Below are 12,199 nucleotides of genomic sequence, written 5' to 3'. Positions count from 1 at the left end.
GCGAGGGCCGTCGCGTGGTTCAGGCGAAGACCATGCCGCCGTCGACCAGCAGCGACTGGCCGGTCATGAAGTCGCTGTCGGACGAGGCGAGGAAGCGGGCGACGCCGACCAGATCGTCGGGGCGCGACGGGCGGCCCAGCACGGCGCCGGCGGCGAACATGTCGAACGCCTCGTTCTCGGTCTTGGTGATGCCGGTGTCGCGGAAGCCCTGGTCGATGATCTTCCACATCTCGGTCGCCACCACGCCGGGGCAGATGGCGTTGGCGGTGATGCCGTCCTTGCCGAAGCCGCGGGCGGCGGCCTGGGTCAGCGCCACGACAGCGAACTTGCTGGCGGAGTAATGGGCCAGCGGCTCGTAGCCCTGCTTGCCGGCGATCGAGGCGGTGTTGACGATCTTGCCGCCGCCGCCCTGCTGCTTGAACGTCTTGATCGCCTCCTGCATGCCGATCAGCACGCCCAGCGCGTTGACGTCGTTGACCGTGTGCCAATCGTCCTCGGTGATGTCGAGGAAGGGCTTGGTCTGGGCGATGCCGGCGTTGTTGAAGATCACGTCGAGCCGGCCATGGGCCTTGACCGTCTCGTCGATCATGCGGCGGACGGCGGCGCGGTCGCGGACGTCGACCGTGACGGCAATGGCGGTGCCGCCGGCGGCGCGGATGGCGTCGGCCACCTGTCGGGCGTCGGCCTCGGTGCGGTCGGCGATGGTCAGGCGGGCGCCGTCGGCGGCGAGCGCCTTGGCGATGGTGGCGCCGATGCCGCGTCCGGCGCCGGTGACGATGATGCTCTTGTCCTTGAGGTCAGGCATGAGCGATCTCCTTCCGGCGCGCGAGCGGTTGGCCCGCACGCCGGTGGTGGGTGGATCAGGAATCGGGAACGGGCAGGGGAGAGGCCGGTCGGGCCTCAGCCTGCCTTGGCGATGTGGTCCTTCAGCAGCGCGTTCACCTTGCCGGCCGCCTCCATCTGCACCATGTGGCCAGCGCCGGGGATCACGGCGACCTGTGCCGTGTCGGCCAGCGCCTGGGCGTGGGCGGCGGGGATGACGCGGTCCTCCTCGCCCCACACCACCAGGGTGGGCGGCTTGGCGTCCGCGATCGGGCCGGTCAGGACGCTGGCCTGCCGGCCGTCGGCGAACAGGCCCGAGGACAGCGCCCGCAGCGCCTCGTCCACGCCGTCGAGCCGCTTGTACTTCAAGAGGTCGTCAACCAGCTTGCGGCTGACAAGGCCACGGTCGGCGAACAGCGTCTCCAGGACCGGTTTCAGGTCGCGGCGGGATGTCGCACCCACGAAGCCCTGGATGTAGCCGTGGTCGATCTGTTCCCCCAGCCCGGCCGAGGCGATCAACGACAGCGACGCCACGCGGCCGGGGGCGTCGAGCGCCGTGCGCATCGCCACCGCGCCGCCCATCGAATGGCCGACGACATGGGCGCGCTCGACGCCCACCGTGTCGAGGAAGTCCAGCACCGCCTTGGACAGGCCGGCCAGCGACGGGTCGGCGATCCGCTTAGTGGATTGGCCGTGGCCGGGCAGGTCGAGCGCGTAGACGGTGGCGTTCTCCGCCAGCGCGTCGATGGTGAACAGCCAGTTGTCGAGGTCGCCGCCGAAGCCGTGGACCAGCAGGACGGTGGGGCCGTTTTCGCCCCGCTTGGCGTAGCGGATGGTGCCGGCCGGCGTTTCGGCGGTGTGGTACTGCGGGCCGGCGTCGGCCTCGCCGTCGCCGTCCTCGCCGGCCGGGACGGCGTAGGCGTCGATGAAGGCGTCGATGTCGCTGTCGGGCACGTCGGGTTCGGCCAGCACGGCGATCAGCGCCTTGACCGGGTAGATGGTGCCGGGTTCGCCCAGCACGCGGCGCAGGATGCCGGTCTCGCCGGCTTCGACCACGTTGGTGATCTTGTCGGTCTCGACCTCCAGCAACTCGTCGCCGAGGGAGACGGTCGACCCCGGCCGCTTCAGCCAGCCGGTGACCTTGCCTTCCGACATGGACAGGCCCCATTTCGGCATGACGATGGGCTTGATGCGCTCGTTCAACATGGAACTCGGTCTCCTGGGGGATTTTTTTGGTTGGGGCGTGGCTTGCCCTCTGGGGTGTCCGCCCCCTCAAGTCCTCTGCCCCCACCCCGACCCTCCCCCGCTTCGCGGGAGAGGGTGCCTTATGGCTAAGCGGCGGCAGTTCCCTCTCCCGCGATCGGACCGGCCTTCGGCCGGCCGAGGGCGGGGGAGGGTTAGGGAGGGGGCATTAAGCCGGCGCCTGCATCACGCCGCGATGCTGCGCGCCCCCTTGGGCGACAGCGTGCGCCGCACGGCGCTGGCGATGCTGTCGGCGCTGGGGACGTACAGATCCTCCAGCGACGGCGCGAAGGGCACCGGGGTGTGCGGCGCCGTCACCATCTGCACGCCGGCCTTGAGGGCGCCGAAGGCGTTCTGGCCGACGAAGGCGGCGATGTCGGTGGCGAGGTTGCAGCGCGGATGCGCCTCGTCCACCACCACCAGCCGGCCGGTGCGCTCGACGCTCTCGACGATGGTGTCCCAGTCGATCGGCGACAGGGTGCGCAGGTCGATCACCTCGGCCTCGGTGCCGTCCTTGGCCAGGGCGGTGGCGGCCTCCAGCGCGCGGTGGACGGTCAGGCCGTAGCTGACGATGGTGACATCGTCGCCGTCGCGCAGCACGTTCGCCTCGCCGAAGGGGATGGCGTAGCTTTCGGCCGGAACCTCGCATTCCAGGCCGTAGAGGTTCTTGTGCTCGCAGAAGATCACCGGGTCGTTGTCGCGGATCGACTGGATCAGCAGCCCCTTGGCGTCATAGGCGTTGCTGGGGCAGACCACCTTCAGGCCGGGGATGTGGGTGAACAGCGGGGTGAGCATCTGCGAATGCTGGGCCGCGGCGCGGAAGCCGGCGCCGACCATGCCGCGGATCACCACCGGGGTTTCGGCCTTGCCGCCGAACATGTAGCGGAACTTGGCCGCCTGGTTGAAGATCTGGTCGAAGCAGACGCCCATGAAGTCCATGAACATCAGCTCCGCCACCGGGCGCAGGCCGCAGGCGGCGGCGCCGACCGCCGCGCCGATGTAGGCCGATTCCGACAGCGGCGTGTCCATCAGCCGGTTGCCGTGCTTGGCGTACAGCCCCTTGGTGACGCCCAGCACGCCGCCCCAGGCGTCGTCCTCGCCATGGGCGCCGGTGCCGCCGACGATGTCCTCGCCCATGACGATCACGGTGGGATCGCGGCGCATCTCCAGATCCAGCGCCTCGTTGATCGCCTGCTTCATGCTGATCTTGCGGGACATGTGTTTCCTCCGCGTTTTGCGTTTCTTTGGAGTGAGGGGGCTCAGTAGGCGACGTAGACGTCGGTCAGCAGGTCGCTGGCCTCCGGCAGCGGGGCGGCCTTGGCGGCGCGCACCGCGTCCTCGATCCGGTCGGCCACCTCGCGGTCGATCGCCTGCAACTCGTCGCGGGACACCACGCCGGCCTCGATCACCCGTTCGGACAGGATGGTCAGGCAATCGCGGGAGGCGCGGATCGCCTCCAGCTCGCCCTTGGCGCGGTAGGTCTGGGCGTCGCCTTCGAAATGGCCGTAGAAGCGGACCATGTTGCATTCCAGCAGCGCCGGGCCGCCGCCGTCGCGGGCACGGCGGATGATCTCGCCCGCCGCCTCGTACACCGCGAAGAAGTCGGTGCCGTCCACCGTGACGCCGGGCATGCCGAAGCCGGTGGCGCGGTCGACGTAGCTGTCGCAGGACACCGCCCATTCCATCGCCGTGGATTCGGCGTAGCCGTTGTTCTCCACCACGAAGACCACCGGCAGGTTCCACACCGCGGCGAGGTTCAGGCTCTCCAGGAAGGTGCCCTGGTTCGACGCGCCGTCGCCGACGAAGGTGATGCCGACGCCGCGGTCGCCGCGCACCTTGGCCGCCAGCGCCGCGCCGCAGATCAGCGGCGCGCCGGCGCCCAGGATGCCGTTGGCGCCCATCATGCCCTTGGACAGGTCGGCGATGTGCATCGACCCGCCCTTGCCCCGGCAGGCGCCGGTGCTGCGGCCGTAGATCTCCGCCATCATCGCGTGAACGTCGACGCCCTTGGCGATGCAGTGGCCGTGGCCGCGGTGGGTGGAGGCGATGCGGTCATTGTCGTTCAGGTGCATCATGATGCCGGTGGCGCAGGCCTCCTCGCCGGCATAGAGGTGGACGAAGCCGGGGATGTCGCCCTTGGCGAAGTCGACGTGCAACCGCTCCTCGAAGTCGCGGATCGTCCGCATGGTGCGGTAGGCCTTCAGCAGGTCGGCCTTGTCGAGCGGGAAGGGATTCTGGGACATGAGGTGTTTTCTCCCTGGTTTTGTTTAGAGATCGGCCGACACCGGCACGGGCGTGCCGGTCAGCAGCCGGTTCTGGCCGGCGTGCCGCATCACGGCGGCCACGTTCACGGTGTGGAAGGCATCGTCCCGCAGCGTCAGCGACAGCCGGTCGCGCTCGGTGAAGGACAACTCGCGCTCACCGTCGAGCGCGATGGAGCCGGACGTGACCTTCGGGACGAAGGGCACGCCGGCGGGCATGCGGCGCCAGTCGGTCACGCTGACCGGCGCCATCATTCCGGGGGCGATGGGGGCGAGCAGGGTGGTGGTGCCCGGATCCGACGCCGGACCGGTTTCCGACCCACCGGGCGCCAGCCGCACCATCAGGCCGCCGCTCTCGTCGCGGCCGACCGGTTCCAGCAGGCCGGCGATGGCCGACATGCCGATCACCTCGGGGTCGGCGAAGGTGACGTAGAGTTCGCGGAAATTCTCGGTCCGCCACAGGGCGCGGGCGCCGATGTAGCGCTCCGTCACCAGGGCGACGTCGACCAGCGCCATCTCGGCCACCGCGCCGCCGTTCACCGAAACGTCGATGCGCTTGTTGCCGGCGAAGGCGATGTGCGGCGGCACCCGGCCGGTCACCGCCAGCCCGGTCGCCAGCCCGGTGATCGTCGGCTCGCGGTGTTCGGGGAAGGCGTTGTTGGTGCCGGTGGAGATGCCGGCGATCGGCACCGCGCCGCATTCCGCCGCCACCGCCCGATGGGTGCCGTCGCCGCCCAGCACGACGATGGCGGCGACCCCGGCCAGCCGCATCTCGCGCGTCGCCCGGTGGGTGTCGGCGGCGGTGCCGGTGACCGGCATCGCCACGGTGTGGATCGCCGGATAGAGGTCCTCGCCGCGAGCCCGCGCCCGCACCAGCCCGCGCTCGACGTGGGAGCGGATGCCGCCATGCTCCGGCATCATCACCACGTCCTGGACGCCACAGGCGCGCAGGGCCGCCAGCACCCGCAGCAGGATGTTGGCGCGGTCGGCGATCTGCAGGCTGGTCGCGTTGGCGACGACCCGGCGGATGTCCCGCGCGGAAACCGGATTGGCGACGATGCCGACGACCGGAGCCACGATGGCGTCCCCTTCGAAACGGTGAGCGTTCGAAGGGGTATCAGCAAGCAGCGTGCCAGACCGTCAGGTCAGCGGATTGTCTTGCTTTTCAACGGTCGGGCGCCGTGCGGCGGGGTGGGGCGTTGCAACACCTGTTGCAGGCGCTGTTGCAAGGGTGGTGCAACAGGTGTGGCGCGCACGCGCCTTCAATCCACCCGGTGCGGCGCGACGATGCCGAAGCGGTGCATCTGGCGGTGGATGGTGGAGCGGTCGACCCCGAGCGCCCGCGCCGTCGCCGAGATGTTCCAGTGATGGCGGCGCAGGGTGTCGCGCAGGCGGGCGGCCGGGTCGGCGCCGTCCGGGGCCGCATCGGCCGAGGCCGCTTCCGGCGACGGCCACGCCTGGAACAGGCCGCTGTGCTGCACCGGTTCCGGAATGTCGCCGAGGTCGATCAGGCCGCCGTCGCTGACCGCGCAGGCGTAGTCCAGCGCGTTGACCAGTTCGCGGACGTTGCCGGGCCAGCGGTGGGCGCGGAGCGCCGCCAGCGCCGCCGGGGTCAGGCGGTAGGCCGGCACGCCGTCGCGGCTGGCGCGTTCCGCCAGCAGCCGGTCGATCAGCCAGTCGAGGTCGCCGCGCTGGCGCAGCGGCGGCACGGTGAACACCGCCCCGTTGAGACGAAAGTACAAGTCGTCGCGGAACTTGCCGGCCTTGACCAGCTCGATCAGGTCGCGGTGGGTGGCGCCGATGACGCGGACGTCGACCGACACCGCCTTGGTCCGGCCGATCGGCGTCACCTCGCGTTCCGCCAGCACGCGCAGCAGCCGGGTCTGCGACGACAGCGGCATGTCGCCGATCTCGTCCAGGAACAGGGTGCCGCCGTCGGCCTCCAGGATCAGCCCCTTCTTGCCGCGCGCCGTCGCCCCGGTGAAGGCGCCGGGCTCGTAGCCGAACAGCTCGCTCTCGATCAGGTTTTCCGGCAGGGCGGCGCAGTTGATGGCGACGAAGGGCTTGGCCCCGCGGATGCTGGCCTTGTGCAGCGCCTTGGCCAGATGCTCCTTGCCGGTGCCGGTCTCGCCGTGGATCAGCAAGCTCATCCGGGTGTTGACCAGCTTGGCCGCCCGGGTCAGCACCGCCTTCAGCGCCGGGTCGCCGCCGGACACCGCGCGCAGCGGCTCGGCCAGCGGTGCGGCCTCGCCATGGTCGGCGGCGCCATGGGCGCGCGGGCTGACGGCGGGCGGCGGCATCGCCTGGGCGAACAGCGGCAGGCCGGTGCGGCGCAGGCGCAGCGTGCGCTGGTCGGTCGGCAGCGAGCGGACGAAGCGGACCAGCTCGTCCACCGGACAATCGAACAGCTCGTCGAAGGATCGGCCGAGCGGCGACACCCCGTTCTCCGCCAGCAGATCGTGGGCCTTGTGGTTGAAGCCGATCACCCGGCCACCGCCGTCCAGCGCCAGGACGAAGTCGGGATCGACCTCCGCGAACTCCTGCGAGGCGGAGAGCTTCACCACCCAGTCGCGGCGGAAGTTGTTGTAGAGGTTGGCGTTCTCGATCTTGTGGACATAGGCCTTGACCATCTGCAGCGCCAGATACTGGCTGATCTTCGGCTCCGGCGAGTGCAGGGCGGAGATGTCGAGCACCGCCGCCAGCTCGCCACCGCTTTCGAACACCGGGGCCGAGGTGCAGGTCAGCGGGATATGGGTCGTGTCGAAATGGTCGGTCTGGTGGACGGTCAGCGCCTGTCCGGTGGCGATGCAGGTGCCGACCGCGCAGGTGCCGGCGTGCCCCTCGTTCCAGTCGGACCCCAGATACAGCCCGGCGCGGCGCAGATGGTTGTCGAAGGTCGGGTCGCCGATGAAGTCGACGGTGACGCCGTTGCTGTCGGTCAGCAGCAGCACATAGCCCATGCCGGCGACCTGCCGGTACAGTGCCTCAAGCCCGAAGCGGGCCATGCGCAGGAACTCGTCCATCGCGTCGCGGTGCAGCCGCAGCCGCTCCTGCGGCAGGATGTGGGCCTCGCGCCCGACGGTCGGGTCCAGCTTGTGGTCGGCGACGCAGCGCCGCCAGGACTGCTCGATGATCGGGTCGCGGCTTGAGGCGACGCCACCGGAAACACGGACGAGTTCGTCGATGTGGGCCGCGCGCGCGCTGTCCATGATCGTGCCTCCGGGCGCCTGTTCCATTTGTTGAGCCAACAAAGCACAGTCACAGTAGCAACCGGAACCGTCGGTGCGCAATGTGTGCAAAAGCATCATGTCGGGGCGCCGCGCCACGGCCGGCCCGGCGCCATACAACTCGGCTTTTCGGCCTGTTCCGGCGCCCTGACGTTAAGGAGATTTGCACAGGTCGTGCCTCATGCTTCATAAACGACACAGGTCGCCGGGAGCATTGGACTTGCGGATTCTGATTGTCGACGATTCACCACATCATCTCAACATGATGGTGTACGAGCTGAACAAGCTCGGCTGCTCCACCAGCGTGGCGCAGACCGGTGCCGCCGCGATCGACGCGGTGGCGCAGGAGCAATTCGACGTCGTGATGACCGACATCCGGCTGAAGGACATGACGGGGCTGGAACTGTGCTGGCACCTGCGGACCGCCCAGGGACTGCGCCACCTCTACCTGATCCTGATGATCCCCGGCAGCATGACCGAGCAGTTCCACGAGTTGGTGGAGGCCGGCGCCGACGAGTTCCTGCGCAAGCCGCTGGACTGGAAATGGACGGCGGCGCGGCTGCTGGCCGCCTCGCGCGTGGTGGCGATGCAGCGCGACCTGGAACGGCTGGCGACCACCGACGCGCTGACCGGGGCGTTGAACCGCCGCCGCTTCCTGGAGCGGGGGGCTGAAGAGTTTACCCGCTCGCGACGATACGACCGCCCGCTGTCGGTGGTGATGCTGGACATCGACCATTTCAAGCGGGTCAACGACAGCCACGGCCACGCCACCGGCGACGACGCCATCCGCGCCACCGTGCGCGCCTGCAAGGAGACCTTGCGCGCCTGCGACATCGTCGGCCGCCTGGGCGGCGAGGAGTTCGCCGTGGTGATGCCGGAAACCACACCGGTCAACGCCTTCACCGCCGCCCAGCGCGTCCGCGAACGCATCGCCGCGACCGCCGTTCCGCTGCCGTCCGGCGGCGAGTTGCGCCTGACCGTCAGCCTGGGCCTGAGCTGGATGACCGCCACCGACCCCGGCATCGAACCCCTTCTGGCCCGCGCCGACGCCGGGCTGTACCGGGCGAAGAACGCCGGCCGCAACCGGGTGGAGATCGAGCCGCAAATCACGCTGCCGAGGTCGCTGGCGGGGTAGGGGTAAAAAGGCCGTACCGCCGCTGTCAGGATCCAGTCGAATCGCAGTCGACGACATGTCGAGCCAAGACCGCGCAAAGAAAAAGCCCCCTGACGTCCTTTCGGAGATCAGAGGGCTTTCCGATGATGGTAGCAGCGGAGAGCTACCACCACTACAGTCCTATCGTGCGGATCCGCTGTTAGGCTCCCTACTCCATGCCATAGCGGTGTTCCGGAGCAACCTTCTCGAGGAAGGAACCACCTCCGGTAGCGCAGATTACACCGCCAGCCCCGACCTTAGCCAGAGCCAGCCCTGCTACAATCCGATGGCGTGTGGATTGTGGCGGTGATAGATGTTTCGACCCATCTGCTCGAAGGCTCACACTGGCGGCCCTCGAAGCGAGACCGACAGATCGACGCGGCAAGGGCTTGAACTTGGACGACACACAGCGAAGCTTCTATGGCCTGAAGTTCGAGAACTCCTTCCTCCGCGAGAAGGGGAAGGCGTTTGAAACACTCTTCGCGCGTATCATGGGGCATGGGTTCGTTGGTGATTTCGAGCAGGTTCGTCCGTATGGCCCGAAAGGCGACCTGAAGTGCGATGGGTTCCGCCCGAGCGATGGGACGGTGTTTCAGAGCTACGCGCCTGATACCATGAAGCTAGACGCTCTCCTTGCCAAGATTGATGAGGACTTCAATGGCGCCGTTGTCCATTGGGGCGGGCGAATGCGCCGATGGGAACTCGTGCACAACGATATCCGCGGTCTACCAGCCGAAGCCACTCAGAAGCTGGAAGATCTCCGAATCGCTCATCCAGGCATTGAGATCGCCGAGTGTAGTTACTCCAGGCTCCGCGACGTAGCCATGGGGCTCGAGTTGCACCAGCTTGAGGATCTGTTCGGTATCGCGCCGTCGCAGCGCGCGCTTGAGCGGTTGGACTTCGCGGCGCTTCGTCCCGTGCTTCTGGCCATCGGGCGTCGAGAGCCAGAAGCAGTTCCGCCTCTTACTGCGCCGTCTCCCGAGAAGCTGCAGAACAACGATCTGTCGGAAGATGCGGCGGGCTTCCTCCGCCAGGGCCGCCGTCGGGAGAAGCTCGTTCAAGACTTCTTCGACGCGTGGCCTGATCCCGGTTTTGGCGAGGAGATCGGCGAGGCGTTCCGCAAGCGCTATCAGTCACTCAAGGCGGTTGGGCTTAGTCCTGACGAGATCTTCGGTGAACTTCAGAGCTTCGCGGGTGGAATGAATGGTACACCGGCACACCAAGCGGCAGTTCTAGCTGTAATCTCCTACTTCTTCGAGCGGTGCGATATATTCGAGGATGTCGCTATCGGAACACCCGCATGATTCTGCCGACGAAGCATCTTCGCCCTGAGCGGGCGCTTCTGACCGTTGGTGCTGAATTGCTCAGCTACCTCCATGAGCCTATGACTGTATCACGCCTCTGGGATGAACTCCGCAATGCGCGTGCTCAGTCCGCCGATCCTGCTCCAGTGAACTACGACTGGTTCATTCTCGCTCTTGATCTGCTGTTCACGGTGGGGGCAATCGAGTTTGACCGCGGTTTGATCCGAAAGACGTCATCATGATCCACAGCATTACTAGCGATCTTCCGAGCTTCAAATCGCTTCGCTTCAATGAAGGCCTGAATATCCTTCTGGCTGACAAAAGCAAAGGGGCAACAGATCGTCAGTCGCGGAATGGAGCTGGGAAAACAAGCTTTATCGATCTGCTTCACTTTCTCTTTGGATCAAATGCTGATAAGGACAGCATATTTCGTTCCGAGGCCCTCGTTCCTTGGACATTTGAGGCTCGTATAGATGTCGGCGGAGCTATAGTAGATATAGCGCGATCGGGTGGCAAACCATCTCGCATTCGGCTTCAAGGTGATACTTCATTCTGGCCGATCCAGCCGACGCTTGAATCGAAGTCCGGCGACATGATCCTCAGCAATGAGCAGTGGCGAGCATTCCTTGGCAACGCGCTCTTCAGACTGCCTCTCGATGCGGGGAAGGAGAATGGAGAACGGTCGCGCTTCAGTCCGACCTTCCGTTCACTCTTCTCCTACTTCGTGCGACGGCAGAACGCAGGAGGGTTCGCCGCCCCCACTCAGCAGTCCAATATGCAGCAGACCTGGGACCAGCAGGTGGCCGTCTCCTATCTCCTCGGCTTGGATGCGCGGATACCACAAGAGTTCCAGGAGCTCCGCACTCAAGAAAAAGCAATGGTGGAACTGCGGAAGGCTGCGCGGGACGGAGGACTGGGGCGCTACTTCGGAACCGCAGCCGATCTTCGTACCCGCGTGACAATCGCTGAAGCGCGAGCTCAGCGGCTCCGCGAGCGGGTCTCAAGCTTTAATGTGGTGCCTGAGTACACCGCGTTGGAGCATGAAGCATCCGATATTACACGTCGCATCTCCGCTCTAAATAATGAGAACACAATAGACCGGGAGTTGATCCTTCAACTTCAGGATTCTCTGACTACTGAGCAGCCTCCAGCGACTGTTAGCCTCGACCGGCTTTATCGCGAGGCTGGCGTTGTTCTGCCTGATACTGTTGCGCGTCGCTTCGAGGAGGTCGCTCAGTTCCACGAAGCGGTCGTGAAGAATCGTCGCTCCCACCTCTCGTCGGAGATTGAAGCTACGGAAGACCGCATCAAGCAGCGCGAAGCAGAGCGGCTGCGCATAGATCATCGGCGACAGGAAATCATGGGTATCCTTGCGTCGGGAGGAGCCCTGGAGCACTACTCCCGGATTCAGGAGGAGGCTGGACGCGCAGAAGCAGAGGCTGAAGGGCTACGCCAACGACTCCTAACGGCTGAGCGGATTGAGAGCACGAAGGCTGAGCTTGACATTGAGCGCGCGCGTCTTCTCAAGTCCCTTCAGGATGATTTGCACGAGCGCTCAGAAGTTGTTTCCGAGGCTATTTTGGTGTTCGAAGAGCTATCGACTGCTCTCTATGAGAAAGCAGGGAGCTTGACGATTAGCGCCACGCCAAATGGTCCAACTGTCGATGTAAGAATTGATAGTCAGCGCAGCAAAGGAATCACTAATATGCAAATATTTTGCTTTGACCTGATGCTTGCAGATCTTGCGGCAAGGCGAGGAATTGGTCCTGGATTCTTGGTGCATGATAGTCATCTTTTTGATGGTGTAGATGAGAGGCAAGTTGCTAAGGCGCTTCAACTTGGCGCTGACCACTCGAGCAAGACAGGATATCAGTATATCGTGACTATGAACTCGGATGCTCTCCCTCGGGATGGATTCAGGCCGGGGTTCGATGTGGAAGCATTTGTCAATCCAACGAAGCTAACCGACGCCACTGAGACAGGCGGTCTCTTCGGGCTTCGTTTTAACTAGCATTCGTAACAATCATAGATTTAACAGCACCGCCCAGTTTCGCACTGATGCAACTGGCCGTAATTCTTGGACGCAGATCAACGCTCCGCAGCTGGGAGAATGCTGTCCTGTCATACTTCACGCAGGGGTGATCTCATCCGCGGTGAAGGCACGCCACTCTATATGGTAGGACGCGCCTA

The 12,199-nt window shown here is 65.8% G+C and carries 10 protein-coding genes; 4 read left to right on the top strand and 6 right to left on the bottom strand.

What is annotated here, in order from left to right:
• Positions 1 to 19 precede the first annotated feature (19 nt).
• The 6 genes from TSO352_RS13595 to TSO352_RS13570 all read right to left on the bottom strand — a co-directional run bounded on the left by TSO352_RS13595 (position 20) and on the right by TSO352_RS13570 (position 7,534).
• Entirely contained in the window at positions 20 to 805 is a 786-nt protein-coding gene (locus tag TSO352_RS13595; protein WP_109107850.1) for a glucose 1-dehydrogenase, read from the bottom strand.
• 95 nt (positions 806 to 900) lie between these two features.
• Entirely contained in the window at positions 901 to 2,028 is a 1,128-nt protein-coding gene (locus TSO352_RS13590; RefSeq protein ID WP_199231595.1) for an acetoin dehydrogenase dihydrolipoyllysine-residue acetyltransferase subunit, read from the bottom strand.
• A gap of 222 nt (positions 2,029 to 2,250) precedes the next feature.
• Entirely contained in the window at positions 2,251 to 3,282 is a 1,032-nt protein-coding gene (locus tag TSO352_RS13585; protein WP_109107849.1) for an alpha-ketoacid dehydrogenase subunit beta, read from the bottom strand.
• Positions 3,283 to 3,323: 41 nt separating this feature from the next.
• On the bottom strand, positions 3,324 to 4,307 hold the full coding sequence (locus TSO352_RS13580) for a thiamine pyrophosphate-dependent dehydrogenase E1 component subunit alpha (RefSeq protein ID WP_109107848.1): 984 nt from the start codon (positions 4,305 to 4,307) through the stop codon (positions 3,324 to 3,326).
• Positions 4,308 to 4,331: 24 nt separating this feature from the next.
• Positions 4,332 to 5,402 carry an NAD(+)/NADH kinase gene (locus TSO352_RS13575; RefSeq protein ID WP_109107847.1) on the bottom strand — a complete coding sequence of 357 codons (1,071 nt, stop codon included), beginning with the start codon at positions 5,400 to 5,402 and terminating at the stop codon, positions 4,332 to 4,334.
• Positions 5,403 to 5,587: 185 nt separating this feature from the next.
• Positions 5,588 to 7,534: a sigma-54-dependent Fis family transcriptional regulator gene (locus tag TSO352_RS13570; RefSeq protein ID WP_109107846.1), complete on the bottom strand. Its 1,947-nt coding sequence runs from the start codon at positions 7,532 to 7,534 to the stop codon at positions 5,588 to 5,590.
• A 238-nt stretch (positions 7,535 to 7,772) separates the two neighbouring features.
• Between TSO352_RS13570 and TSO352_RS13565 the strand changes: the two genes are divergently transcribed.
• From TSO352_RS13565 to TSO352_RS13550, 4 genes are all read left to right on the top strand, one after another.
• Positions 7,773 to 8,687 carry a diguanylate cyclase gene (locus tag TSO352_RS13565; protein ID WP_247872081.1) on the top strand — a complete coding sequence of 305 codons (915 nt, stop codon included), beginning with the start codon at positions 7,773 to 7,775 and terminating at the stop codon, positions 8,685 to 8,687.
• Positions 8,688 to 9,100: 413 nt separating this feature from the next.
• The gene (locus TSO352_RS13560; protein WP_109108315.1) at positions 9,101 to 10,009 is read left to right on the top strand and encodes an ABC-three component system protein; all 909 of its coding nucleotides are present in this window, start codon (positions 9,101 to 9,103) and stop codon (positions 10,007 to 10,009) included.
• The gene (locus TSO352_RS13555; RefSeq protein WP_109107844.1) at positions 10,006 to 10,251 is read left to right on the top strand and encodes an ABC-three component system middle component 6; all 246 of its coding nucleotides are present in this window, start codon (positions 10,006 to 10,008) and stop codon (positions 10,249 to 10,251) included. The genes TSO352_RS13560 and TSO352_RS13555 overlap by 4 nt, the downstream gene beginning before the upstream one ends.
• Positions 10,248 to 12,020, top strand: a complete 1,773-nt coding sequence (locus tag TSO352_RS13550; RefSeq protein WP_109107843.1) for an ABC-three component system protein — start codon at positions 10,248 to 10,250, stop codon at positions 12,018 to 12,020. Before TSO352_RS13555 ends, TSO352_RS13550 begins: the two co-directional genes overlap by 4 nt.
• Positions 12,021 to 12,199 lie beyond the last annotated feature (179 nt).

Origin of the sequence: Azospirillum sp. TSO35-2 (genome assembly GCF_003116095.1) — a bacterium.
In the GTDB taxonomy this organism is placed as follows: Bacteria; Pseudomonadota; Alphaproteobacteria; order Azospirillales; family Azospirillaceae; genus Azospirillum.
This window is presented reverse-complemented; position numbering and strand designations above follow the sequence as displayed.